The sequence below is a fragment of the Anaerococcus nagyae genome (genome assembly GCF_017874535.1).
Classification (GTDB): Bacteria; Bacillota; Clostridia; order Tissierellales; family Peptoniphilaceae; genus Anaerococcus; species Anaerococcus nagyae.
Window position 1 is genome coordinate 45,658 of record NZ_JAGGLS010000006.1, and the last position, 26,521, is coordinate 72,178.

The 26,521-nt window shown below is 31.6% G+C and carries 19 protein-coding genes and 1 other annotated feature (1 of these 20 cut by a window edge); of the genes, 6 read left to right on the top strand and 13 right to left on the bottom strand.

The genetic code is table 11. From position 1 onward, the window contains the following. Positions 1-25: a binding site (T-box leader), on the top strand (it extends 210 nt beyond the left edge of the window). 72 nt (positions 26-97) lie between these two features. Next, positions 98-1,255 carry a cobalamin-independent methionine synthase II family protein gene (locus J2Z39_RS05770; RefSeq protein WP_209814229.1) on the top strand — a complete coding sequence of 386 codons (1,158 nt, stop codon included), beginning with the start codon at positions 98-100 and terminating at the stop codon, positions 1,253-1,255. 336 nt (positions 1,256-1,591) lie between these two features. Here J2Z39_RS05770 and arsB read toward each other — a convergent pair whose 3' ends face one another. The 6 genes from arsB to J2Z39_RS05800 all read right to left on the bottom strand — a co-directional run bounded on the left by arsB (position 1,592) and on the right by J2Z39_RS05800 (position 9,995). Beyond that, the gene (arsB, locus tag J2Z39_RS05775; RefSeq protein WP_209814230.1) at positions 1,592-2,632 is read right to left on the bottom strand and encodes an ACR3 family arsenite efflux transporter; all 1,041 of its coding nucleotides are present in this window, start codon (positions 2,630-2,632) and stop codon (positions 1,592-1,594) included. After that, the gene (locus tag J2Z39_RS05780) at positions 2,629-3,045 is read right to left on the bottom strand and encodes an arsenate reductase ArsC (RefSeq protein ID WP_209814232.1); all 417 of its coding nucleotides are present in this window, start codon (positions 3,043-3,045) and stop codon (positions 2,629-2,631) included. The genes arsB and J2Z39_RS05780 overlap by 4 nt, the downstream gene beginning before the upstream one ends. A gap of 6 nt (positions 3,046-3,051) precedes the next feature. Continuing rightward, complete coding sequence (gene arsA / locus J2Z39_RS05785) at positions 3,052-4,794, bottom strand: arsenical pump-driving ATPase (protein WP_209814234.1); 1,743 nt, start codon at positions 4,792-4,794, stop codon at positions 3,052-3,054. A gap of 29 nt (positions 4,795-4,823) precedes the next feature. Next, positions 4,824-5,195: an arsenite efflux transporter metallochaperone ArsD gene (arsD, locus tag J2Z39_RS05790; RefSeq protein WP_209814235.1), complete on the bottom strand. Its 372-nt coding sequence runs from the start codon at positions 5,193-5,195 to the stop codon at positions 4,824-4,826. 104 nt (positions 5,196-5,299) lie between these two features. Further along, positions 5,300-5,602 (bottom strand): ArsR/SmtB family transcription factor, encoded by a 303-nt coding sequence (locus J2Z39_RS05795; RefSeq protein WP_209814237.1) that lies wholly within the window; start codon positions 5,600-5,602, stop codon positions 5,300-5,302. Positions 5,603-5,786: 184 nt separating this feature from the next. Continuing rightward, on the bottom strand, positions 5,787-9,995 hold the full coding sequence (locus J2Z39_RS05800; RefSeq protein WP_209814239.1) for an NACHT domain-containing protein: 4,209 nt from the start codon (positions 9,993-9,995) through the stop codon (positions 5,787-5,789). 313 nt (positions 9,996-10,308) lie between these two features. Here J2Z39_RS05800 and J2Z39_RS05805 point away from each other — a divergent pair, with 313 nt between their 5' ends. The 3 genes from J2Z39_RS05805 to J2Z39_RS05815 are packed head-to-tail and all read left to right on the top strand — an operon-like array spanning position 10,309 to position 15,586. Beyond that, the gene (locus J2Z39_RS05805; protein ID WP_209814241.1) at positions 10,309-11,238 is read left to right on the top strand and encodes a restriction endonuclease subunit M; all 930 of its coding nucleotides are present in this window, start codon (positions 10,309-10,311) and stop codon (positions 11,236-11,238) included. Then, positions 11,235-12,260: an Eco57I restriction-modification methylase domain-containing protein gene (locus J2Z39_RS05810; RefSeq protein WP_209814242.1), complete on the top strand. Its 1,026-nt coding sequence runs from the start codon at positions 11,235-11,237 to the stop codon at positions 12,258-12,260. The genes J2Z39_RS05805 and J2Z39_RS05810 overlap by 4 nt, the downstream gene beginning before the upstream one ends. Then, positions 12,260-15,586, top strand: a complete 3,327-nt coding sequence (locus J2Z39_RS05815) for a DEAD/DEAH box helicase (protein ID WP_209814244.1) — start codon at positions 12,260-12,262, stop codon at positions 15,584-15,586. The genes J2Z39_RS05810 and J2Z39_RS05815 overlap by 1 nt, the downstream gene beginning before the upstream one ends. A 114-nt stretch (positions 15,587-15,700) precedes the next feature. Here the strand turns inward: J2Z39_RS05815 and J2Z39_RS05820 are convergent, their stop codons facing one another. The 5 genes from J2Z39_RS05820 to J2Z39_RS05840 form a co-directional block, all read right to left on the bottom strand. Then, a complete protein-coding gene (locus J2Z39_RS05820; RefSeq protein ID WP_209814246.1) occupies positions 15,701-17,785 on the bottom strand; it encodes a GmrSD restriction endonuclease domain-containing protein in 2,085 nt (694 codons plus the stop codon). A gap of 463 nt (positions 17,786-18,248) precedes the next feature. Continuing rightward, positions 18,249-18,758, bottom strand: a complete 510-nt coding sequence (locus J2Z39_RS05825; RefSeq protein WP_209814248.1) for a helix-turn-helix domain-containing protein — start codon at positions 18,756-18,758, stop codon at positions 18,249-18,251. A 298-nt stretch (positions 18,759-19,056) separates the two neighbouring features. Continuing rightward, entirely contained in the window at positions 19,057-20,151 is a 1,095-nt protein-coding gene (locus J2Z39_RS05830) for a YkvI family membrane protein (protein WP_209814249.1), read from the bottom strand. Between the two features lie 111 nt (positions 20,152-20,262). After that, positions 20,263-21,270 (bottom strand): ornithine carbamoyltransferase, encoded by a 1,008-nt coding sequence (gene argF / locus J2Z39_RS05835; protein ID WP_209814251.1) that lies wholly within the window; start codon positions 21,268-21,270, stop codon positions 20,263-20,265. A 9-nt stretch (positions 21,271-21,279) separates the two neighbouring features. After that, on the bottom strand, positions 21,280-22,299 hold the full coding sequence (locus J2Z39_RS05840; RefSeq protein WP_209814253.1) for a DUF4236 domain-containing protein: 1,020 nt from the start codon (positions 22,297-22,299) through the stop codon (positions 21,280-21,282). A 139-nt stretch (positions 22,300-22,438) separates the two neighbouring features. Here J2Z39_RS05840 and J2Z39_RS05845 point away from each other — a divergent pair, with 139 nt between their 5' ends. Further along, on the top strand, positions 22,439-22,723 hold the full coding sequence (locus J2Z39_RS05845; RefSeq protein ID WP_117521948.1) for a YkvA family protein: 285 nt from the start codon (positions 22,439-22,441) through the stop codon (positions 22,721-22,723). Positions 22,724-22,806: 83 nt separating this feature from the next. Here the strand turns inward: J2Z39_RS05845 and J2Z39_RS05850 are convergent, their stop codons facing one another. Continuing rightward, complete coding sequence (locus tag J2Z39_RS05850; protein ID WP_117521947.1) at positions 22,807-24,003, bottom strand: aminotransferase class I/II-fold pyridoxal phosphate-dependent enzyme; 1,197 nt, start codon at positions 24,001-24,003, stop codon at positions 22,807-22,809. A 76-nt stretch (positions 24,004-24,079) separates the two neighbouring features. Between J2Z39_RS05850 and J2Z39_RS05855 the strand changes: the two genes are divergently transcribed. Then, a complete protein-coding gene (locus J2Z39_RS05855; RefSeq protein ID WP_209814255.1) occupies positions 24,080-25,012 on the top strand; it encodes a LysR family transcriptional regulator in 933 nt (310 codons plus the stop codon). Here the strand turns inward: J2Z39_RS05855 and J2Z39_RS05860 are convergent. Beyond that, on the bottom strand, positions 24,975-26,357 hold the full coding sequence (locus J2Z39_RS05860; protein ID WP_209814313.1) for a Na+/H+ antiporter NhaC family protein: 1,383 nt from the start codon (positions 26,355-26,357) through the stop codon (positions 24,975-24,977). The genes J2Z39_RS05855 and J2Z39_RS05860 overlap by 38 nt on opposite strands. Between the last annotated feature and the right edge of the window lie 164 nt (positions 26,358-26,521).

Sequence of the window (26,521 nt, forward strand, 5' to 3'; positions counted from 1 at the left end):
TAACACGAGTGACCTCGTCCTTTTTAAGGACGGGGTCTTTTTTAATTTTGCCATAGGCGTTTTATTTCTGAAAATATATTAAATAAAGGAGCTAAAAATGAGCAAAAGATTTTTAACAGTAGGATCGTTACTAAGAGAAGAAGAATTATTATCATACAAAGATGAAATCAAAAAACGTGATGATATCACCTATCCATTTTATGAAGATCTCAAAGGCTACAAAGAAGCTGAAGATAAGGCAGTAGCAAATGTGGTAAAGGCACAAAAAGAACATGACCTTGTTCAAATCACAGATGGGGAATTCTCCAAGTCACTATGGCACTTAGACTTCGTATGGGGCCTACACGGCGTAGAAAGATATATTGCAAATAATGGATATTTCTTTAGAGACAAGGATGGCAAGGAAGAGAAATACGAAACTAGAAAAGATATCGGTATCAAAATAGTAGATAAGCTAAATGGGAAAAACCATCCCTTTATCGACCACTTTAAAAGGCTAGAAGACCTAGCTGGTGATACACAAACTAAGCTAACCATCCCATCACCTTCCCACATATACGGAGAACTAACACTATTTATAGGCATAGATGATGGTTACTATGCTGGCAAAGAAGAAGAATTTGGCAAAGACCTAGTAGCTTCATACAAGGACTTTCTAAAAGAATATAAGGAAGCAGGTGGAGAGATCATCCAGTTTGATGACTGCCTATGGGAGCTATTCTCTGATGATAACAACGACTTTTCATTTACTTCAGACAAGCAAAAGCAAGAACACCATGAAGAGCTTGCCCACAAATTCATAGATTTAAACAACGAGGCAATAGACTACGGCCACGAGCTGGGACTAAAAGTCTACGCTCACAACTGCCGTGGTAACTACGAGTCTAGGTCAATGAGCGATGGAAGCTACGAATCCATAGCCCACCTATTCCTAGATAAGCAACATTACGACAGGTTCTACCTAGAATGGGATGACGAAAGAGCAGGATCTATCGAGGCTTTAGAAGTATTCAAAGACAAAGACAACGAAATAGTCCTAGGACTTTTATCAAGTAAGACAAACACCCTAGATGATGAAAAAAGAGTCCTAGACCTCCTAGAAAAAGCAAGCGAGATAATAGACAAAGATAGACTCTACTTATCCCACCAATGCGGCTTTGCATCATGTGATGAAGGAAATGAACTTACAGTAGATGAGCAATGGGCAAAAATTGACCAGGGCCAAGAAATAGCTAAAGAATTTTGGGGAGAATAAGATAGTAGAATCTGGCAAATATTTATAAAACAATCATGTACTTTAAGAAAAACTTCAACCAACTAATAATTACTCTTAGCATTTGCTTGCTATTATATATAAAAAATTGCTAGTCCATCTAGCCACATAAATTATAAAAAACCTTTCTACTATATGCTAATAAGTCAAAGATAAAAGCAGGATTACTTCTTAAAAAATCCCAGCCCTAGGGGTGGGAAAGAACAAAAAAATAGCAGAGTAAGCTTTAACACTAACTCTGCTATTAGATTAAACTTTATGGGGTCATCTTAATATATAGGCTGATTTTTATGATAATTTTTAAAAATATTTATACACTTATCTGTTAAACTTATTTTCCATCGAGTTTGCAATTCTTACTAAGAGTAACATTACTGGTACCTCTACCAAAACTCCTACCACTGTAGCAAGGGTTGCACCTGAGGATAGTCCAAATAGTGAAATAGCAACAGCTACAGCTAATTCAAAGAAGTTAGATGCTCCTATCATACCGCATGGAGCAGCTATAGAATAAGGTAGCTTTGCAAGATATGCCATGCCAAAGGTAATGGCAAATATCAGGAAGGTTTGAAGAATAAGTGGTACTGCTATAAGAGCAATATTTAGAGGTTGATCGATAATTTTCATCCCTTGGAATGAAAATATAATTATTAAAGTTAGTAATAATCCAACCATAGTATACTTATCAAAAGATGGTATAAATTCGTTATTTAAGTAATCTTCGCCCTTATTTTTTATAATATACCTTCTAGTAATGATACTTAGGATAAGAGGAACTACTATAAATAGTATGATTGATAAAAGTAGAGTCCCCCAAGGTATATTAATATTGCCCCTCTTTAGTAAAAAGCTTACTATTGGTATATAGGCAATTAATAAAATCAAATCATTACTAGCCACTTGAACTAGGGTATAGGCACTATCCCCTCTTGTTAGCTTACTCCAAACAAAAACCATGGCTGTACATGGAGCTGCCCCTAATAAAACTGCACCTGCTAGGTACTCTGATGCTAGACTTTCATTAATAATATTTTTGTAAATTCCAAAGAAAAATAATCTAGCTATTAGATACATAGTAAATGGTTTGATAATCCAGTTGGCAATCCATGTTATAAATAAACCCTTAGGATTATTCTTAATATTTTTTATACTGTTAAAGTCTATCTTTAGCATCATTGGATAGATCATAATCCATAAAAGTATAGTTGTTGGAATAGATACATTATAAAACTCAAACTCTCCCAAAGCCTCTGGAATAGCAGGTAGGAAGCGTCCAATTAAAACACCTATAGCCATGCATATCAAAACCCAGAATGTAAGGTTTCGCTCAAAAAAGCTTATATCTTGTTGTTTTTTCATCTATCTACCTCCCCATCTATCTCTCGGATTAGGTCCTTTAACTTTCCTTCAATTTCATATATTACTTTGATAAACTCCTCATCAGACTTACCAGTAGGGTCTTCTATGCCCCAGTCATACTTTTTGTGTTTAAATGGAAGGAATGGGCATACCACATTGCAACCCATAGAGATGACATAATCTACCTCTGGTAGGTCATCTATAAGTTTGGAATACTGGTCTCTTTCCATATCTATCCCGTGTATTTCTTTCATAAGCCTTACTGCATCTTGATTTATCTGATCTACTAGCTCAGTTCCTGCAGAGTAAAAATCTATTTTTTCTCCAGCAAATTTCTTGCCAAGGGCCTCAGCTATCTGAGACCTGCAAGAATTGTGAACGCATATAAATGCAGCTTTTGTTTTTTCTGTCATATATACCTACTTAATTAATTTATCTAAACTAGATCCTTTAATCTCATCACTTGACCATGGGATTATTGTGAAGTTACCATCTGTGCGCTCGTCAACTTTATTTATCCATTCTAGCTCACTATTAGCCTTAGCTTCTAAAGTTTTGTTTCTAGAGCCAGTTTTATATATAGATGAATTTATAATCCACCACTTGCTATAAATTCCCGCTCTTTTTAGGTCTTCTTCAAGTCTCTTAGACTCATAGAAAGGAGTAGGTTCAGCAAGGGTTACAATTAGGACCTCTGTTTCATCACTATTTTTTAGTCTAGGTAGAAGTTTTTTTGCTGATTCTGGAACATTACCTTGGTTTTTTTCTATCTCTTGGTTGTAGGATTCTGTAGAGTCTAGTAGAAGAAGTGTATGTCCTGTTGGAGCTGTATCGATTACAACAACCTCATCATCCGCCCTATCAACTATATCCGCAAAGGCTCTAAATACAGCAATCTCTTGAGTACATGGTGATCTTAAATCTTCTTTTACATACTCTAAGTCATCATCAGACATGGTTTTTTTAGCATTTTCTAGAACTTCTTCTTGGTATTTTTTAAGCTCCTCTTCTTCATCTATATGGCTTATAGTTAATAAGTCATCTTCTTCAAGCATGCCAGTCAAATGGTTAGCTGGATCGGTTGTAGTTAGGTGGACCTTCTCTCCCTTAGCTGTAAGTCCTTTGGCAATAGCAGATGCCATAGTAGTCTTTCCTACACCACCTTTTCCCATGGTAAAGATAACTTTCTTATCATTTTTATATAAGTCATCTACTATATCTTTTAGCCTTGTGCTTTCATTTATATTAATATCTACATCACTAGTATTTTCCTTATCCTCAACCAGATGTGATCTTAGGTTTTCGATACTATTTAAGTTGTATCCCCTAAGTGGGATAAAGAAAGTTTTAAGATTCTTAATAGCTTCTGGCATATTATCTAAAGATTCTTTTTGCTTTTTATAAAAAGCTTCTGACACTTCATCGTCATGGCCACTTAATAGTCCATTTATGATAAGGATTTGATTGTTAATACCTAATTCTGATAGTTCATGAGATGCTCTATTTGCTTCAAGAAGAGGAGTTTCCTCAGGTCTTGCAACTAATACTAAGCTTGTAAGCTTTCTATCAGCTAAGGTATCTACAGCAAATTTGTATGTTTCTTTCTCATCTTCTAAACCTGATAATTGACCTAGGCATGAAGCTCCGTGAGTACTTTCGCTGATAAAGTTAGTCCAAGCAGAAGGAAGCTGAAGCATCCTTAGGGTATGGCCAGTTGGCGCAGTATCAAATATTATATAATCATATTTATCTTTAAGGTCTGAAGCAGTTATAAACTTAGAAAATTCATTAAAAGCAGCTATTTCAACGGTACAAGATCCGGATAATTGCTCTTCCATATTTTCTATTACACTATCAGGTAACTGTCCTCTATAGGGAGCAACCACACTTTCCTTATACTCATTGGCAGCTTCTACAGGATCTAAGTTTGCAACAGTAAGACCATCTACACCTTCTATCCTTACACCCTTATTATCAAGCTCAGTTTCAAAAACATCTTGAAGGTTTGAAGCAGGGTCAGTACTTATTAATAGGACTTCATTGCCCTCATCAGCTAGGCTGATAGCGCTAGCACAAGCAGTAGAAGTCTTTCCTACTCCTCCCTTTCCTGTGAAGAATAAGTATTTAGTTAGGTCGATTTCTTTAATATCAAATTGTTTCACTTAAAGTCACTTCCTTTTTCTTAATTATATTAGCAGCAGCATCCACTGCCAGAACAGCAAGATCCACCGTCATTATTTGTTTCTTCTATGGCATCATTATCTAAAAATAACATTTCATAAAACTCTTCATTGCTAGGATACTTAGCTGTCATAACAACTTCATCATCCACTATTACAACTGGTAGGATATCTTCACCCTTTTCATCTAGGAGACTATTAACAGTTTTGTTTTCCACAAACTCCTTAGTATTGTTAGTTAAGTTATATCTTTCAATGCTAGCTCCACTTTTTTTAAGCTTGTCTACTAGAGTAGACACTCTCATAAGTTCCTCATCTGGACTTGGTCCACATACACCTGTTGAACAACACATAGCACCTTCATATATATACATCTTTTTCATAAAATCCTCCCTTAATTTAAAATCATAATAATATATGTAACAAAATACATATAGACACATTTAAATATTTCTATATGTTTTAGAAAAAATATTTGCCTAGGATTTTACACTTTGCAAATACAGTCATCTTGGATATGAAATATAAGCTTTAAACCATCCTCAATCTCATCTAAACTAGCCTTATCTAAAGAGTAGTAGGTATTCTTACCCTCTCTTCTGCTAGAAACAAGTCCAACCTCTTCTAGCTTTCTCATATCATGAGATAAGGTGGGTTGGCTTATATCAAATTTTTCAAGTATCTCACAAGCACAAAGCTCATCGCAAGATAACATATCTATAATCTTAAGCCTCTTAGGATCAGATATTACCTTTAACTTTTTAGATATTTGTTCATAATCAACACTCATAATCCACCTCATATAGAAATATCTCTATATGTTATAATACCGGTGGATTTGGGGGTGTCAAATGGGGTGGGGAAAATTTGATATAAGTTTTGTTGACAATAGTGAAAGTTTGTCGGACTAAATCCTATGATAAGAAGTTATAATATAAGTTGATTAATAATTATTTACTAAGGAGATCATAGTTCTATCTTATTACTCTTTTATTAGACATTTCTCCTTGGTATTTTCCTTTAGAATACCAATTAAGTCCGCTCCACTCACTGTATTTTAATTCGTTAATTCCTACATTGAATCTTTTCTCTCCCATATTTGTCCAAAACAAAACATAATTTTTTTCTTCTAAAAACTTATCTATATAATCTTTTCTTATTATAAACCTATGGGAATATTTATTATCAACACTATCATATGCAATTAACTGATTTTGAGCATCATAAAAGTATCCATCATATTTTTTTTGTTGAATTTTTAGTGATTCAATTAATTCTTTACAAGGGATGTGAAAAGATGTTGGATCGTCTTGAGATGCATCAAACTCTTCTTCCCAAACATACTTATGGAATGCAGGTAGTATATCAGCCACCTTCTCTTTTAATTCAATCTCTTCTTCCCATTTTTTTGATTCAAAAGTTATACTGAATCCATCAAGTTTAGGTAATTTACCTTCTCTTTGTATTATCTGTTTCTCACCAGTCTTTTTTAAATATTCGCTCCATTCATGCGTGAAAGTATCTTTATATCCTGATGACCAGTAATACTCTCTATTGAACAGATTGTATATAGAACTATATCCTTCCGGAAACCATCTTCCTAAAAAGTTTTTATTAATTAACGATTTTTTCAATCTATTAAATTCTTCTTCTTTAATAAAATATCCTTGGGAGATTCTCCAAATATTTTGCTCTCCATTACGATTATATTCACTATTTTTTGTATAGCTATCCGCTTTACTATATAATTCTTTAAAATTATATAAAACAATCCATTCCCTCGAACTATCATCAGATTGGATTAAGGATTCATCAAACATATTTGCTTTAAGCGCAGTCCATTCTGTAATTTTCTTATCGTCTTTTTCCTGCTCAGATATAAAATCTTCACTATTATTTATGGTGAATTTAGGCTTTTGATTATCAGGTAAACATATTTTCATATTTACTGTTGGATCAAAATCCCTAACGTAAGGATTCCAAGACCCTATAAATTCAAAACCATCACCATATAGATCTTTTAACTGATTTTCATCTGATACTCTAGCTAAAATATTGTAAAAAGCTATCCATTGATACTTTTTACCTATTCTTTCTAATTTTTTTGTATCATGTCTATCAGTATAGCCAATATGATAATCATAAACTCCAAACAGTTCATTTTTATATCCCAAATCATTTAATATATACTGCACAGCATAATGATATAAATTTAAAATATCAACATCTTTAAAATAATTTAATGCCCCTTGAAACACGTATCTTCCAAAATCACCATATCCCAGACCTTTTATATCCGGTCTCATAGAAAAATCGATCATATTTAATCCATTATCCATTAGTAATTCCTCATCGTAATATTTTTTTTCTGATACTATTGGAATTTTTTCTGAATTATATGGTGGAAGTATTCTTTTTTTATCAATGGAAGTTTCACCATTCCCATTTATAGATAAATATTTTTCTATTATTAGCCTAGCATAATCACGCAATAGTATATCAGGATATACATTTTCTTTATTGAACACTGATGAATAAACATATTCTGCTAATTTCTTAAATTCCTGTTTGTTGCTATCCATGTTTTTTGTACAAGCTCCAAAAACGCATCCATATAATCTTTGTATAACATAAGGGTCATTGACACCTTCAAATCTTTCTAAAGTATATAAACATAAATCATAAGAATTTTTTAATACCTCAATTAAAGCTTTCGAAGCCTTATCTCTTAAATTTCTATTAGATGATGTGAATAGCCAAGCTAGGAGTGTTATTAGATGTTTTTTGTCTTCCATATTTAAACCATCTATACTTCTTCCTACTTCAATATATTTTATTATTTGATATAATCTATCTTCATCATGTGCTAACTGATTAATATATGTAGTCCAAATTCTGTCTCTATTATTTAAATTTTGTTTATATAAAACATTATGCAAATAGTTAGAATTTAATTCACTGTCACTTTTCAAACTATTTTCGATTAACATTTTAAAAAAAGTTTCTGGAACTATAGAATTGTTTTTTACTATTTTATTGAAAGATTGAATATCTATATTCCTAGAGTCCCTTACTGATTGACCTTCAATATATTTGTCTATTAATAAACCAATACTCTCCTCATCATCTAATTTAGTAAGGGTGTCATTTATAGGATCTACATTAAATCTATTAAAAGATAACTCACATATAAAATTAAATATATCTAAATTATTAGATTTTTGTATTTTTCCATCACCTATCTGTAATAAATAATTTATAGAAGAAAATACATTTTCGATATCTTTAGATTCCTTTACTACATATTTAGCTTGTAAATAATCACCTAATAAATTATAACTAAAACTATAATATTCCTCACCTTGTACATGAAAATTTAATAGTAAGCCATTTTTAAGTAATATTGGAATGATATCTAATGCTCTTAGACTGTACACACTCCAATACTCTAGTCTATATAAATCTTTCCTAGATATTGACATATCATCATTTTGATAAAGAACAGATGCTATATCTAATAATAAATCTTTAAGTATATTATATTCATATTCTAAACTCAATCGTTCTTTTACTTCTAAATAAGTTGTATCAGTAATATCTTCAAAAAGTTTAGAAAAGCTCTTTTCACCTTCTGAATAAACTTCACAATATAATTTTAAAAATAGTGGATTAGTTAGTTCATAATTTAAAAAATCAGAAGGAGAAAAAGTTATATTGTAGTAATTAAAAAAACTATTCATTGCTTCTATACTATCTCCACTAAATCCAAAGTGTTCTACTTTCGCTATTTTATTATTCTTAATTTCATTTTTTATGTGTTCGTTTAAAACGTATTTTTCATATCCATTTCTTATTGACACTATTAGTTTAATAAATTTTCTCTTATTTATTTCCTCATATAAATTAGATAGGTTATTTTTCCATATTTTTTTGAAGTTGCTTTCATTTACTGCATCTATAAAAATATATACATCTCGTTTATTAATTGATCCTATACCTTCTAATATATCTAGAAATTCATTAAAACTATAATCTAATCCATAATTTTCCATTATTTGATTCATGACAGTATTATTATTTATAAAAGTATGACCTAAAATCAATATTGAATAATCATCTCTATCAATTATTCTTTTATTAGTACTACCAAATAAATGAGACTTACCTGAACCAGCTTTACCTGTAAGTATTAGCATTTTATTACTAATTATTCCTTTTTCATTTTCACTTAATTCAATTTCCTTATAAAAGTTTAATAATTTTTTTAAATACAAAGAATTTCTATCTAGTTCATTTAGTTTATTATGGTATTCATTTTGTAGATTATCGATTTTAAGTTCATTAGATAGTCCATCTTTTTTCTCGTTTATATCATTTATTTCGTTATTAATTATTTCCATTGAATTAGAAAATTCATTTTTTAATTGACTTGACCATTCAATGGCTTTATCCATTGTATAATAGTCTACATCATCTAAATTTTCTATTCCATCTATAATATTATCAACAACCTTTGATATTTTCTGGCTACTAATTTCTCGATTTAAATCCAGCAAATAATCTTCTAAATCTTTTTTCTTATTGTTAATATCAATTATTGCTTCTTCATATCTAATAAATAAATTTATATAGGATTCTGCTTCTGTTTTCTCATTTAATTCAGGATTATATCTAGGACCTAAGATAGCTAAAGATTTGTTAGATTCATCCTCAAACCATTTCTTATCTATACTATGTTTTTTGAAATAGTATGAATATAAATCCTTATGCGTAATAACTTGATCAAGTATTTCTTTATTTGTTATGAGTTCAATTTTTATACCAGAATCGCCTAATGAATCTTTAATCTTAGTAAAACCTGCGCTTTCTATATCTAATTCTCTGTTGCAATATAAATATAAAATATCTAATTTATTACTGTCGTTGTTAATTACTTTATCTGTTGATTTTTTTATCTGTGGGTAATCATTTCTAGAAAGAAACTTTGCTTGAAAAGAGATTCTTGATCCTGTCACCTCACTAAATAAAGGATATATCTCTGTTCCTGGGTGATTAGGCTTTGAATTAAATACTGTATCGTTGGGGAAAAACTGTCTTCTAAATAAATTTCTACATAAATCTTCAAAACTCTCTGTTGTATTTGCATTCACCACTTCAAATTGCGCCCAATTAATTGAATCCATTTTTAAAACCTTCCTTTTTTAAATATATAATATATTTTTATTGTTGTTAAACCTATCCTATATCTCTTTTTATCGAAAAATATAAATTATGAATCAATATAATAGTTGAAGAATGATTAAATCTGTAACTAAAAGATAATTATTATTATAAATTATACTTCATATTACATATATAAATGGTAAGTCATTCTTAATTTATCTTTTTTCTTCCGATGTTTTATATATATCATTTACTCCCCAGTTTCAAATCTATACTAAAACCTGATACAATATTATTAATAGCTAATTTTACTATATTAGATTTGAGGTTTTTATGACACAACCGTTGATTGATTTTAATTTTTATCCTATTAGGCTTACTCTTAAGAATCTGCTAAAGGATAAATCTACTAAAAAAAATATAATATGGGCTACCAATACTTATGAGTACTTGGGAGCTAGTTTTGATGATAGGTCCGAAATGAAGGAAGCTTCTTTTACTCATGGATTTGTCTTAAATCCTAGGACCAGCAAGAGTGCAAAAATACAGCTTGATCGAACCAGAAAAAAGGCTGAGGTCTATACCCCATCATGGGTGGTCAATCTTATGAATAATCATTGTGATGAAGTCTGGTTTGGTAGGAAGGATGTATTTAATATCCAAAATGACCAAACTTGGGAACCTATAAGGGAGAAAATAACCTTTCCTGAAGGTAAGACCTGGCAAGACTATGTAGAATCTAGAAGATTAGAAATCACTTGTGGAGAGGCACCCTACTTGGTATCTAGATATGATGCCGCAAGTAGTGAGCCTATCAGACATACTATAAATAGAATTGGTATCTTAGATAGAAAGCTTAGGGTAGTCAACGAAAATACAAATACTAAGGAAGAGTGGGTTTTGTGGGCTACTAAGGCAGTTATGTCTTGCTATGGATATGAGTACCAGGGAGATAGCCTACTTTTAGCTAGAATAAATGTCCTATTAACCTTTGTAGAGTATTTTGAGAGACGCTGGGATGAGGATGTTGATAAGAAAACGCTCAAAAAACTATCCAATATCATATCTTGGAACCTCTGGCAAATGGATGGTCTGACAGGTAATGTGCCTTTTGGTGCACCACTTGGTGAGGATAATCAGATTAGTATGACAGAGGTCAATAATATGACAGAAGTAGAAAAAGAAGAACCAGTAGCATGTAGAATTTATGATTGGAAGGCAAACAAATCACAGTCCTTCGCATCTTTAAAGGAGAATATATGAAAAAATTTGATTTTGTAGTGGGTAATCCACCTTATAATGAAACTATAGAGGGTAGAAGTGAAGAGCCACCAATTTATCATTTCTTGTATGATGCTTCTATTAATATTGGAAATAATGTAACTTTTATAACTCCTTCCAGGTTTTTATTTGATACTGGAAAAACGCCATCAAAATGGAATAAAAAAATGATAAATAGTATACATTTTGATATTCTAAGTTATGAACCCGATGGATCCAAAGTTTTTCCAACTACCGATATTAAAGGTGGTGTAGCTATTACATCGTGGGATAACAATAAAATCTTAGAACCTATAAAGATATTCTATCCCTATGAAGAAATTAAAAATATTGTAGAAAAAGTAAAAACTATAAGCGATACATTCTTTGATAGCATCATATATTCAAATACAAGTTATAAATATGATAAAGCTTTCTACATAGAAAATCCTGGTTTTGAAAATAGGGTTTCCGGGGGGTCTAAAAGGTACTTAACATCATCTTGTTTTGAAAAATTTCCAGAAGTATTTACAGAAAAAAAAATCAATCAAAATAGTATAGAAATAATCGGAAGAAAGGACTCTAAAAGAACTAAAAAATACTTTAACAAAAAATATTTGAATCCTCCGCAAAATTTCTATAGTTATAAGCTTGTGATTCCAAGCTCAAATGGTAGCGGAAATTTCGGAGAAACTTTGAGTGATCCTTTTATAGGTAAACCTATGGAAGGATATACAGAAACATTTGTAACTTTTGGTGATTTTACGAATTCTAGAGAAGCAGAAAACATTCTTAAATATATAAAAACTAAATTTTCGAGAGCTATGCTTAATTCAAGAAAAGTTACTCAAGGTAATAAAAATTCAAAAGTTTGGAAAAATGTTCCACTCCAGAACTTCACAGAAAATTCCGATATCAACTGGACTAAATCAATTGCTGAAATAGACCAACAACTTTATAAAAAATATGGCTTATCTGATGATGAAATTGCCTTTATCGAAGAAAAAGTACAGGAGATGGAATAATGAGAAAAGCTAAGATAGATACTACAAAGCCTGTTGTCCCTGTTTGCTATGCCTATACTACACCAGGAGTGACCTACCATGAGGGATGGACTAAGATTGGCTATACAGAAAGAGATGTTGAAAAGAGGGTTAAGGAACAAGTAGCTACTGCTGGCATTAGATATAATATAGAATGGGCTAACAATGCTACTTATGAAAATAGTAATCAAACCTTCAAGGATACTGATTTTCACAAATACCTTATAAATATGGGTGTGAAAAGAGAAGATGGCAAAGAATGGTTTGAAATTGATCCAGATTCAGCTGAGTCAAAGTTTTTTAAGTTTAGAAAAAAAGAATTTTCCTATGATGATCTAGACCAAGCTCTTCCATATAAGCTAAGGGCAGAGCAAGAGGATGCGGTAAACAAAACTATTAAGTATTTCAAAAGTCATAATAATCCAGAGTTCTTGTGGAATGCCAAACCTCGTTTTGGTAAAACACTAACTTCCTATGACCTCTGTATGAAGATGGGTTTTGAAAAAATACTTATAGTTACAAATAGGCCTGCCATTGCTGATTCTTGGTATGATGATTATATTAAATTTATAGGACCAAAAAGTGGTTACTTTTTTGTTAGCCGTGTAAGTGGTATTAAGGATGAGAAGTATGTCTTTTCAAGAGATGAGTATATGGATTTACTTGATCCTGATACAAGTAAGGGTTGTATAGAATTTGTAAGCCTACAAGACCTAAAGGGTTCAATACATTTTGGTGGTGATAAGCCAAAGCTTGATGAGGTTGCAAATACTAATTGGGATATACTTATAATTGATGAGGCCCATGAAGGTGTGGATACTTATAAGACTGACCAAGCCTTTCATCAAATTAAAAGAAAAAACACTCTCCACCTTTCTGGAACTCCTTTTAAGGCACTAGCTAATTTTAAGTTCAATGATGATGCTATATATAATTGGACCTATCTAGATGAGCAAGATGCTAAAGAAAATTACAATACTAAAGAGTTAGAAGAAAATCCCTATGAAGTTTTACCAAAGCTTAATCTATTTACCTATGAAATGTCCGATATTATCATGGATAAGCTCGATGATGGTATAAATTTAGATGGGGAGATGGTTGAATATGCTTTTGACCTAAATGAGTTTTTCTCAACAGATAAGAGAGGAGCTTTTGTCTATGATAAGGATGTGGATAAATTCTTAGATGCTCTTACAGATGAAAATAGAACCAAGTTTCCTTTTTCTACTCCAGAGCTTAGAGATGAAATAAAACATTCTTTCTGGATACTTAATAGAGTTGATTCTGCAAGAGCTTTAAAAAGAAAATTAGAAGTTAATCCGGTTTTTAGGGACTATGATATTGTTCTTGCTGCTGGGGATGGCAAAACTGATGATGAAGTTATAACAGAGGAGTCTTTAGATAGAGTAAGGACTGCAATAGAAAAATATGAAAAAACCATAACGCTATCAGTAGGTCAACTTACAACTGGGGTTACTGTACCTGAGTGGACAGCTGTACTCATGCTTGCCAATATGAAATCTCCATCTCTTTATATGCAAGCTGCTTTTAGAGCACAAAACCCTTTTCTTTTCTCAGATGGTAATAACTATTTAAGAAAGAAAAACGCCTATATTTTTGACTTTGATCCAGCCAGAACCTTAGAGATTTTTGAACAATTTGCTAATGACCTATCCCCTAATACCAGTGGCGGAAGTGGAGACGAAGAGACTAGAAAAAAACAAGTAAGAGAACTTTTAAACTTCTTCCCTATATATGGTGAAGATGAAAATGGAATTATGATTGAGCTCGATGCTGAAAAAGTATTGAGTATTCCTAGAAAAATAAAGTCGGTTGAAGTTGTAAACCGTGGATTTATGTCAAACTTCCTGTTTGCAAATATATCTAATATCTTTAGAGCACCAGAAGTTGTTAGAGAAACACTAACTAAGATAAAACCATATAAAGAGACGAAAGTTAAATCAATCGATATAGATGATGATACTGCTGATAATCTAGACCTTAATCAAAATGGTGAGGTCAGTATATCAGATGAAAAGATTATAGGCCAAGCTCAAAATATCTTCGGTGAAAAAATCTACGCAGATATAGAAGATAACATTAAAAAGGTTGAAGATAAACAAGTTATTAAGAAAAAACCTAGTAAAAATGAGCTAGAAAATATAGTCGATGTTTATAGCAAGTCTGTGAGCGACCCTATTATGGAAATTGCTAAAAATTCTTACAAAAATCAAGTATCTAAATCTGTAGAAAGAGAGATTACAAAATCTATTGGAGATAAGGTGGGTGCTATAGTTAGAGAAGAATATAGTGATTATGAAGTAAAGAGAAATAAGCTCGATTTTGAAAAACAAGAAGAATTAAAAGCTTCTAAATCTTCAGAAGAATCTAGTCAAATTGAGAAAAAGTACGAAGACTTAAGTAAGTCTCAATATGATGAATTTACCAAAAATGTAAATGAAGCTTTTGAGGACCATGATATTATAGAATATTCTAAAAATACTACAGTAGAAATCATAGAAACTGATGAAAAAGAAAAGCAAAAGAAAACAATAGAAGATGATATTAGAGATAGGCTTAGAGGATTTTCTAGAACTATACCATCGTTCCTAATGGCCTATGGGGATTATGATACGAAATTGTCAAATTTTGATCAGATTATACCTAATGATGTCTTCTTAGAGGTTACAAGTATAAGCTTAGATGAATTTAGAGAGCTTAGAGATGGATTTGATTATATAGATGATGAGACTGGAGAAGTTAAGCACTATGAAGGTAATCTCTTTGACCAAAGAGTATTTGATGATTCTGTAAAAGAATTCCTAGATAAAAAAGAAAGTCTAGCTAACTATTTCGATGAGGAAGTTAAGAGAGATATTTTTGACTATATCCCACCACAAAAAACTAACCAGATATTTACACCTATAAATGTTGTAAACCAAATGTTAGACCTGCTTGAAGAGCAAAATCCAGGATGTTTCGATAACCCTGAATTTACCTTCATGGATCCTTACATGAAGTCTGGCCTATATGTGGCTGAGATTGTTAAAAGGTTATACAGAAGTGATAAAATTAAAAAACTTTATCCGGATTCACAAGAAAGACTTAAGCATATCTTTGCTAAACAAGTTTACGGTCTTGCTCCTACAGAAATAATTTATAAAATAGCTACAAACTATATCCTAGGATTTAGTAAATATATAAAAATTGATAAACATAATTTAAGGCTTCTAGATTCTCTAGACAGTATACAAAATGATAGTTTTGAAGATGATTTAATCAGTGTCTTTCCTGAGCTAGACGAATAGTAATTGAATCTTTGATGCTTCGTAGTATTAATAATCTAAATAAAATTATAATAAAAAATGGAATGCAAGTGGAAAATATCCAATTTGCATTCCATTTTTATATTCAGATTTATATTACAGTAATTCATTCATAAGTTTTTGATTTTTATTTAAAAATTCCCCATTAATATCTCTCCAATGATCCCAACCATTTTTAAAACCGTGAAGTATTAGATTAGCCGATCTAGTAAGGGCTGTTCCATAAGTTGATTTAGATGTAACTACATAATTTTCTAAAAATATAAGTTTATCACCATCATCGTAGATAATGCCATCTTCTAAAAGTTGGTCTCTCTCTTCTTCAACATCTGGATATTTTTCTGGGTTATCAAATTTATAAAGTTCAGATCCTTGTAGTATTTCAACATCGCCGGTATCTAAATATAGATAAACTGCAGCTTTTACTTTAGTAGTTTTTATGAATATTTCTTCCTTTTTAATAAACTTATCACTAGTTTCTGGATATGGGAAAAGACGGTTGATTTCACAGATGAGTTCTTCAGTTCTTTTGTCAATCTCTTCTATATTCCATTTATCTTTTTCTAATAATTTCTGGTTTATAGTTAAATGTGATGTAGATTTTAAGACATCATTTTTATATTCCCATGGGTTGTTTTTCATCTTACTATTGTCAGATTTTGCTGCCAGAGTTAGATTACCTAACCTATTAAGATTTCTCTGGTAGTCATCTTCAGTAGTCCTAAGCATTTCTATCCATTCTCTTGTAGGTGTCTGTGGCATCAAATGTTCTACACTTAATTTTTCTAGTCTCACAGGAGCCGGATTATTATCATGTTCTAGCTTATCTAAGAATATTCTTAAGGCCGATTTGTTCTTATACATGTTTGAATTAACAATTAAGTCATGTATTTGTTTATCATCTGGTACGTACATACTATTATTAATGTTTTTGTACACTAAGTTTTTCTTTAAAATAGATGTAATGTTACTATAGTTTTCCTTGCATTCGATCTCTATATCTTTAATAAGAGTTGGAAACAACCTTGTAATTGCATTAGTGTCTAAGTCCGCTAAGGCGCGTCTAATTAAATAATTATTTATAACATATATACACTCACTCAACTGCTTTATACTAATTAAATTTTGATCATACTTATCATATAAATCCATTATGAGTGAAGCTGGCATTTCAGATAAGGTTTTACGGTATTCCCCTATAGACTTACTTATGTCAGGATCTATACTTGATATGTCTTTGTAGTAAACTTCGTTATAGAATGATGCATACCTGATTATTTCTTTAAAAATTGTTTCTTTATTTAATATCTGGCTTTCTTTCTTGTACCATTTTACGAATTCATTGTATACACTGTTTTTATTTGGAAGATTATAATTTTTAGCTGCTAAAAATAATCTAAAGAATGATTCTAGTTTTTTAGAATCATTTCCCAAAAATCTTTCAATTTCCATCCAATAGTCTTTATAAAACTTTTCTTGAATTTCACTATCCATATCCATCAACAAAAAGTTTCTTATTAGGTCTGATGCTGTTAATTTGACGCCTGTGGCATTGATAGATTCAAAGATTTTTTGGGCGTTATCATCTTCTGAAAGAGGGATACAAACGACATATAGCTGATTTAAAGCTGTTAGAATTTGATTTAAATCATACTCTTTATTTAACTTTTTTATTTCTTTATAAATGTACACAAAATTTTTGTAAACAGTGGAATTTTTATTTGTTATATTTTCAAGCTTTTCGTTAATAATGAGTTGATAAACATCATCATCTGCTACTAGTGGCTTTAATTTGTATTTAATCCTTTCGCTAGCAAATGGATTGGTTAAAAACTGTCCATCTAAAGCTACTATAGCATCATCCATTTTATTTTCTTTCATTATGTATCTAATAGCATATAGGATTAAAAAAGTTGTAGTGAGTCTTTGTTGACCATCAATAACCGAGAATTCTTTAGTTGAAAAGTCAATAGCTGTATCTATATAAATGATTATTCCTAAGAAATGATTTTTGTATTCTCCATTTAAAACACTTTTCAAATCATCCAGATATTGTTTGACTTCTTTATTGGCTGTCCAAGTATAATTTCTTTGATATACCGGAATTACAAATTGACTTCCACTACTTTTTTGAATAAAATCTAATAAACCTGTTCTAATTGGTGGTTGTATATTCGACATTCGTTCTCCTAATAATTGATTTGAATTTTATTAGATACATTATACTGGTTTGCACATGCCTTTCTTTGAATAAATTAGAATATAAAGTATTCACACATTCTGTGAAAATAGGCATCAGAATAGATATAATAAACAATATATGTTAGTTATAGAATTGTATATAAAATAAAAGCAACAAGTAATAATTGATCCTAAGGATTGATCAGACTGTTGACAAACTAAAAATTTGCCCATTTCGACCGAGTGCAACGAGCGGAGAAATCTCATGAGATCTCTCCATGCGTTCGTTTCACTCACTTAGTCGAGATGGGTTATAGCGTGATTTTATTTTTGAATTATTAATGAATTATTAAACTGATTTTGTCTACGCCCTGATTGATCCTAAGGATTAATATATATTTACAGATAATAAATCGACTAGGTAAATTTACTTTTAAATAGTATGCTTTCCTAGTCGATTTTTTTATCTTTCTTTTTTAAAAATATAATAAAAAACTATAAATGGTGATATTATAAAAACTACAGGCAGTATTAATTTTGAAAATGTAAAATAATCGGTATCTTCTAGTTTGTTTCCCATATTTTTAACTGCTTGTGGGAAGGCTATTACTGATATGGCTAGAAAAACTGTAAGTATTAAAAATGGCATTTGTTTTGGGTCTTTGTTTAAGGCTCCCTCCATTATTCCAAAGTAATATATGAAATAGAAAACTATTCCTATAGCAGCGTACAAAATATCCCAAAATATTCTTGAACCAAGGGACTTATCCTCTTCTATCTCATTGTCTTTTTTAAAGTAGTCTATATCAACTCCGAATATTTCAGATAGTTTAACTAGATTATCCATAGATGGTTCGCTAAGTCCTTTTTCCCACTTTGATACAGCTTGCCTTGAAATGTTTAATTCTTTTGCTAAATATTCCTGGGTCAAGTTCAATTCTTTTCTTTTATTTTTAATTTTTTCTCCAATCATAAAATCTCCTTTTTTCCTATTGTAAGGAAATTTTTCAAAAAAGCTAGCAACTATAGGGCAACTTAGGCACTTTTCCCTATATTTTTTAGTTTTTTCTTTGTATTTTGCTAATTTATAAGATTTCTCTACTTATTTCATGCAATCGATGTGAGTGGTTAATTTTTTAATAAATTATTAAAGTTCTTTATTTATAATTTTTTATAATATATTTTTATTAGAATAATATATTCTCACAAATATGTTAAATCTTTCCATCACTGTTTCACAATTTAACCACAAAAAAAGCAGTTAGATATTTCTAACTACTTCTATATTTTCTCTTAAAAAACTTAAATACCATTATAGCCAAAAGCACTATCCCTAAGTATCCATTAACCACATAAATATATTTGACCAAAATATTAAAGTCAAATAGTAGTCCTACTACTATTCCGGCTGCTCCTATGAGTACAGTTGCTAGTTTGAATCCCTTGGTGCCTTCTTCAAAGAACCTTGCTATAGGGTTCCATAGGAGTGGGACCGCTGAGGTGTAGATTCCTAGGATGATTGTTAAGGAAAATATTTTGCCTAGGATAGGGTTGATATTTCCTGCTAGTATTAGGGATGGAATTTGTGAATCGTATACCTTTTCTATAGATAGGATAATGGCAAAGTACATCACAAGAATGGCTAATGATAGGCCTATGGCTCCTAGGATTTGGCCATCCCTAGCTTCCTTGAAGTTTTCTGCCTCACTTCCCACTGTTGCAGAAAAGGCTCCTAACCACATCATGTTAAAGCCTACATAGGTTAGGGCTGATACGAAAAATCCTAGCTTTGTGGACTTGGTAAGGTCATTGCTAGCGCTTAGGACCTTGATGGTTTCTAAGGACTCTCCTAGCCCTCCTCTATTTTGTATTATAGAAATTCCTCCTACTAGGATAGCTAGTACTACTATGACAGGTCCTATCTTTCCTATAATCTCTACCATGGTCTTTAGACCAAATGCTACTGTTATTATGGCTAGTATTCCTAGAATGATTCCTCCTAGGTAGTTGGGTGCATGGTATTGGTACTCGACTGTAGCATCGGCGCCTGCTACCATAACTGTAAATGATAGAAATAGGAAAAAGGTAGAAAAATAATCATAGAAAGTCCCTATCTTCTTACCTGCTATTTCCTTATATACATCATTTGGATTTGCCAATTCTCTCTCATGGCCATATGTTACAAACTCAACTCCTACAAATGCAAATAGTATAAACGATACTACTATTCCTAAAAGACCTTTTATACCATATGAAGCAAAAAATTGCATAAGTTCTTGGCCTGTTGCAAATCCTGAACCTATCAAAAGAGCCATAAACGCTCCAGCATAGATTAAGACTTTTGACATTCTAACTTTTTTATTCATAATTCTTCCTTAATGTTTTCTTATCTACTTATTTATAGGTAATAATATACTTTAATGAATTGAAAAATCATAGGATATATGTTGTCAAAAGTCTCAATTATGACTAAATAATTATTTTAATGTAGCATACATCATTGCCTTTATAGTATGAATCCTATTTTCTACTTGGTCAATAGATTTTGCTTTGCCTGATCTAAAGACCTCATCTGTAACTTCCATACCATTTGATAGATCAAACTCTCCCTTAAACCTTTCTGCTACATCTCTGCCTATTTCTGTATTTGTATCGTGAAAGGCTGGTAAACAGTGCATAAATATAGCATCATCATTTGTCATATTCATTATCTTTTGATTTACTTGATATGGATAAAGTTTTCTGATACGAGCATCCCACACTTCTGGTGCTTCTCCCATAGAAACCCAAGTGTCTGTATAAATAATATCTGCATTCTTGACAGTATCCTCTATCTCTTCGCTAAAGTTTACTTCTGTATGATGATTTCTAGAAAAATCTTTTGCTAGGTCTATAACTTCTTTTTCTGGCCATAGGTCTTTTGGAGCTAGGGCTGTGAAATTTACGCCTAGCTTAGCACATGTTACGGCAAGGGAGTTCGCCATATTATTTCTTGCATCTCCCATATAAACAAAGTTTAAACCATGTATTTTACCAAAATTCTCTCTTATAGTCAGCATATCTGCTAACATTTGAGTTGGATGCCACTGGTCTGTAAGTCCATTATATACTGGTACACCAGCGTATTTAGATATTTCTTCTACGATTTCTTGTCCAAATCCCCTATATTCTATGGCATCATAATATCGTCCTAGAACTCTTGCTGTATCTTCTATGGATTCCTTTTTGCTCATTTGACTATCTGACTTATTTAAAAATGTAACCCCCATTCCTAAATCAAAACCTGCTACTTCAAATGATGAACGTGTTCTTGTTGAGGTTTTTTCAAATAGCAAAACAATATTTTTTCCTGTAAGGTATTTATGATCTGTCCCCGTTAGTTTTAATCTTTTGAATTCTTCTGCTAGATCTAATAAATAAAGTATCTCTTCTTCACTAAAATCAGCTATTTTTAGTACACTTCTACCTCTTAAATTGATTCCCATAATTTCCTCCTATTCTCCATCTAGAACTGTGTCTGAAAATACTATAAAGCTATTAAGTCCTGGTTCTTTATATAGGGAAAGAACTCCATATTCTACAATATTTAACTCTCTATTTTCCTTAAATCTTTTATCAGGACTACCATCCTTATTGGTATGCTCATATGTTTTACCTAGTAGTGTAGCATCAGCTGGAGGTCTATCTTCTTCCAAAAATGTAAGCTTATGCAAACTTATTTCCATATCATTAAAGCTTAAAGCAGACATTTTGGATCCTTCTTTAATAAACAATGCATCTGGTAAAAATATTAGTTTAGTTTGGTCATTAGACAGAGTAAATGTTTCTGCATTAGTTTCTATTTCATCATTATCCTTACTAAATTTCATTGATATACGCTGGTTAATCTTCATATCAGCTTCACTTGTTTCTGGTAATTCCTCTACTGATCTTACAAGCCAAACTTGGTCAGATTCCATGATTCCTGCAAGGAAATCATTGCTAGCATCTAGCTCTTTCTTAGCATCTTCTGTCATGTCATAGTCTATAGCAATTTTGTCATTTGATTTGTTATAAAATAACAAAATAAGCCCTAAAATAGCTAGGATCAAAAACAAGGGATTGACAATAGCAAGACCTATACCAACTACCACTAGTAAAATAGCTAGGATTTTTTTGCTCCTATTTTCTTGACTAATCTCTATAACATCTGCCATTGATCCTGGATTTATAGCAGAAAGGTCATTCTCAAATCTTCTCATATTTACACTTGTTGGCTCACTTGACCTTGACTTTGTATTTTTTGAGGATGACTTTTCCTTGCTAGCTGTATTAATTTTTTTATGAGGATTTCCAAAATCTTTTTGATATGAAATGCCTGTTCCAGGTATATAGGCTGTACCCCTGATGTTACCATTTGCAGTACGAGTTATCCTGTATCCCTTGCCACCCCAGCTAAAACCAGGACCCGTCTTACTCATATTTACACGAAAACCCTTACCGAGATTTATACTTTTTCTATATCTAATTCCCATATTAACTCCTTATAGATATTATACCAAAGATAAAACATTTTAATAAACTTAAAATAATTAAACTTGACTTTCAAATATTTGAAGTATAATAATGATGTAAATAAATTATATTTAAACTTGTTTTAATAAAGGAGTTTTTATGAATAAATTCAATACAATTAGAACTTCAATTCCAGCTTTTTTTAAGGCTCTAACAAATAAAAATACACCAATTATAGCTAAACTTGCTGTAGTCGCTGCAATTGCTTATGCAATATTGCCAGCTGACCTAGTAGTAGATGCTATTCCATTTTTAGGTTGGTTTGATGATGCCATCGTCATGACAGTCTTATTTTCTATAGCAAATAAAATGATCCCAGATTATATAATGGATGCCAAAAAATCTGAAGTAATAGATGATATTGACTATGAAATGGTAGATTAAGGTTAATTGTTAAAGAAAAAGAGTTATTACACATGAGTTTGTGCAATAACTCTTTTTTATATACAAAATTTTTAGTTTATTTTTTACTTAATTTTATCCATAGCTTCTCTTAGGTCTTCTATTATATCTTCTGCATCTTCAAGTCCAGGTGAAAGTCTTACTAAACCTGGATCTATACCTGCTTCTTTCAAATCTTCTGGACTATAAGTTGAATGAGTCATGCTAGCTGGATGTTCGATCAATGTTTCTGCATCTCCTAAAGAAACGGCTAATGAACATAACTTAACATTGTTCATTATAGTCTTGCCTGCTTCTAAGCCACCTTCAACTTCAAATGATATCATAGCTCCGTAGTCATTCATCTGCTCTTTTGCTACTTCATGATTTACAAAGTCTTCTAAGCCAGGATAGTTTACTTTCTTTACCTTTGGATGATCTACTAAAAAATTAACTATCTCTTTGGCATTTGCTATATGCTTTTCCATTCGGATTCCTAGAGTTTTCATTCCTCTATAAATCATAAAAGCATCATTTGGGCTAAGCACTGATCCAGTAAAGTCTTTTTGACCTATAAATCTAACTTGAGTCATTAAATCTTTTTTTCCTGCTGAGAATCCTGCTATTACATCTCCATGGCCATTTAGGTACTTAGTTGCTGAGTGAACTACAATATCAGCTCCAAGTTTAAGTGGATTTTGTAAAAATGGTGTTGCAAATGTATTATCTGTTATAACCATAGTATCTTTACTATTTGCCTTGGCAATCTCTGATATAGCCTTTATATCAATAACATCAAGGGTTGGATTAGCTGGAGTTTCTAGGTAAACTAACCTAGTGTTCTCCCTTATAGAGTTTCTTACATTATCAAGATCTGTCATATCGATAAAGTCTACTTCGATATTAAATTTTTGAATTTCATTTAAAAAGGCGAATGTACATCCATAAAGAGTCTTACAAGCTAATATATGATCTCCTGCTTTAACAAATGGCCATATGGATGAGGTAATAGCCCCCATACCAGATGAAAATGATACTGCTGCCTCAGCATGTTCAAGTAAAGCAAGTTTATTTTCAACTGCTTGGTTGGTTGGGTTACCTAATCTTGAGTATATAAATCCATCTTCCTCAAGGGCAAATCTTCTTGCTCCTTCATCTGCATCTTTAAATATAAATGTTGAAGTCTGGTATATCGGTATACCCAAACTTCCAAATTCGTTGCTATAATCTCCTCCATGGATTGTCTTTGTTGAAAATCTTTTATCATTAAAATCTTTTATCATTATTTACCCTCCTAAATTTTACATTGTTAACCTTAAAATCTATAATTGAATATATAAATACTTTAAGGAGTTACTTATGGACTTAAATAAAATATTATATGCTGTAGAAGTTTCTAAAACTGGATCCTTTTCTAAAGCAGCATCAAAACTATATATCTCTCAGCCCGCTATATCTCAAGCCATAGCAGATTTAGAAAACGAGCTAGGATTCGAGATATTTATAAGGACAAATTCTGGCTGTCAAACCACTCCAAAGGGCTTGGAGTTTCTGATCAAATGCAACAAATTAGTAAATTCATACAGCGCTCTAAAAAGAGAATACATACATAACCCCAAAGAGGATGAGCTTTCACTAAGAGTTTCTAGCCAACATTACAACTTTATAGTATCCTCCTTTATAAAATTGATTAATAAATATAAGGAAGATAACTTTAAATTTTTTCTTAAAGAAAGCACTTCCTTAGAAGCCATAGAACATGTAGAAAAAGACTACAGCGATTTAGCTTTCATATATGTTAATTCATCTTATGAAAAAGCAATATTTAGCTTATTTAAAGATAAGAAATTAACTTATAGATCATTAGCAAACGTTAACCCCCATATATTCTTAAGAGATACTCATCCCCTAGCAGCTGAAGATATGATAAAATCCGAAAGCCTTTACAATTATCCTATGATTATATATGAGCAAAATGAAACTACAATATTACCTGAAGAATTTACTAACTTACCTGACCACAAACAAATTATATACACTAAAGATAAAGGAACTACCTTAAGTCTTATTGCAAATTCTAATGCTTTCAATATAGGAACTGGTTGTATTGATCCTTACTCTGGATTTCCTAATATAAAATCTATAAAGCTATATAATCCAGAAAAACTTTCTATGGATATAGGATACATATATAAGTCATCCAATAAATTAAGTCCTCTTTCAAAAGAATTTATTAAACTTACTAAAATTGAGCTTATAAATTGTTTGCCTGAAGATTCTTCTGTGAATTAGCGCTATCCTTTGGGAGATCTTTCTCGTAGTCCCATTCTCCTTTCGGGTTAGCATATGGTATGTATACTGATATTACAGCAAATATTAACAAAATGAACTGATACCATAAATATGGCATTATATCTAAGGGACATACAGATCCATTCGTAAATCCAGCTGCTATTAAAACCTGTGCAGAGTAAGGTATAATACCTTGGAAAATACAAGCAAAGGTATCTAATAAGGAGGCTGATCTTCGAGGGTCAATTTTATATTTACTGCACATATTTTTTGCTATAGGCCCAGAAATTATGATAGCCACTGTATTATTTGCTACAGCTATATCAGCTATAGATACCAGAGTTATTATTCCTACTTCTGCGGACCTCTTGCTTTTTATAGACTTCTCAATCTTTGAAATAATCCAGTTTATACCGCCCTCCTTCTCAACCATATGAGAGAGACCACCTATAAACATGGATAAAAGGAATATTTCAAACATACCAGTAAATCCTTCCCATATGAGCTGTCCAGCATTTAATAAATCAAAACTTGTCTTAGTTAACAATAGAATAGTTGAAAAAAATACTCCACCAGTTAAGACTACTAATACATTTACTCCAGCAAGGGCTGCTATAAATACAAATACATATGGTAGTATATCTACTATATTGTATGAAATATTGCTTATTTGAGGAGTACCATCGGGTTTTGCTAAGAATAAAAATAGAAAAAACGTTATTATAGCACTTGGAAGTGCCATTCTAATATTTAATTTAAATTTATCCTTCATATCTATTTTTTGAGTTCTAGTTGCTGCTATGTTAGTATCTGATATGATTGATAGATTGTCACCAAACATAGCCCCACCCACTAGAGCGCCTAACATCATAGCAGGATTTGTTCCTCCTGTAGATGAAAGACCTATTGCTATAGGACCTAGAGCTGTGATAGCACCTACTGATGAACCTGTTGCCAGTGATAAAAAGGAAGATATTAAAAATACTCCCCCTGTAAGAAATCTTACTGGCACTAAGCTTAGTCCTATACCTACTACAGACTCAACTCCTCCTGATGCTTTTGCTAAAGTTGAAAAGGCACCGGCTAGTAAATAAATTAAACACATTATAATTATGTTTGAGTCTCCACAACCCTCTATAAAAGTATCTGCTTTTTGTTCGATACTACCTTTAAAAATAATAAAGGCTACTATTATGCCTACAAATGCAGCTACAGGTGGGGGAAGCTGGTAAAAGGCCATCTCTGCTCCTGAAGCTTGTAATACAAGCCCTGTTAACAAATATAGAATAATAAAAACTAGCATAGGTATCAAAGCTTTTGCTGATTTTCTTTCGGTATTCATTATTCTCACCTCCATTCATGATAACGTTTTCTAATTAAATATTAACATTAAACGCCAGCAATGTTAAATATCTATAAATTATATCTGTTATAAGAGTTACTTATAGCCAACAAATATAAACTTTTCCAAATGTGTAACTTTCAATTAATACACACAAAAACTCTCAG

Bases quoted from the DNA above. Each gene is read 5' to 3' on its own strand.
- J2Z39_RS05770 (WP_209814229.1), top strand. From the start codon at position 98: ATGAGCAAAAGATTTTTAACAGTAGGATCGTTACTAAGAGAAGAAGAA.
- arsB (WP_209814230.1), bottom strand. From the start codon at position 2,632: ATGAAAAAACAACAAGATATAAGCTTTTTTGAGCGAAACCTTACATTC.
- J2Z39_RS05780 (WP_209814232.1), bottom strand. From the start codon at position 3,045: ATGACAGAAAAAACAAAAGCTGCATTTATATGCGTTCACAATTCTTGC.
- arsD (WP_209814235.1), bottom strand. From the start codon at position 5,195: ATGAAAAAGATGTATATATATGAAGGTGCTATGTGTTGTTCAACAGGT.
- J2Z39_RS05795 (WP_209814237.1), bottom strand. From the start codon at position 5,602: ATGAGTGTTGATTATGAACAAATATCTAAAAAGTTAAAGGTAATATCT.
- J2Z39_RS05800 (WP_209814239.1), bottom strand. From the start codon at position 9,995: ATGGATTCAATTAATTGGGCGCAATTTGAAGTGGTGAATGCAAATACA.
- J2Z39_RS05805 (WP_209814241.1), top strand. From the start codon at position 10,309: ATGACACAACCGTTGATTGATTTTAATTTTTATCCTATTAGGCTTACT.
- J2Z39_RS05810 (WP_209814242.1), top strand. From the start codon at position 11,235: ATGAAAAAATTTGATTTTGTAGTGGGTAATCCACCTTATAATGAAACT.
- J2Z39_RS05815 (WP_209814244.1), top strand. From the start codon at position 12,260: ATGAGAAAAGCTAAGATAGATACTACAAAGCCTGTTGTCCCTGTTTGC.
- J2Z39_RS05820 (WP_209814246.1), bottom strand. From the start codon at position 17,785: ATGTCGAATATACAACCACCAATTAGAACAGGTTTATTAGATTTTATT.
- J2Z39_RS05825 (WP_209814248.1), bottom strand. From the start codon at position 18,758: ATGATTGGAGAAAAAATTAAAAATAAAAGAAAAGAATTGAACTTGACC.
- J2Z39_RS05830 (WP_209814249.1), bottom strand. From the start codon at position 20,151: ATGAATAAAAAAGTTAGAATGTCAAAAGTCTTAATCTATGCTGGAGCG.
- argF (WP_209814251.1), bottom strand. From the start codon at position 21,270: ATGGGAATCAATTTAAGAGGTAGAAGTGTACTAAAAATAGCTGATTTT.
- J2Z39_RS05840 (WP_209814253.1), bottom strand. From the start codon at position 22,299: ATGGGAATTAGATATAGAAAAAGTATAAATCTCGGTAAGGGTTTTCGT.
- J2Z39_RS05845 (WP_117521948.1), top strand. From the start codon at position 22,439: ATGAATAAATTCAATACAATTAGAACTTCAATTCCAGCTTTTTTTAAG.
- J2Z39_RS05850 (WP_117521947.1), bottom strand. From the start codon at position 24,003: ATGATAAAAGATTTTAATGATAAAAGATTTTCAACAAAGACAATCCAT.
- J2Z39_RS05855 (WP_209814255.1), top strand. From the start codon at position 24,080: ATGGACTTAAATAAAATATTATATGCTGTAGAAGTTTCTAAAACTGGA.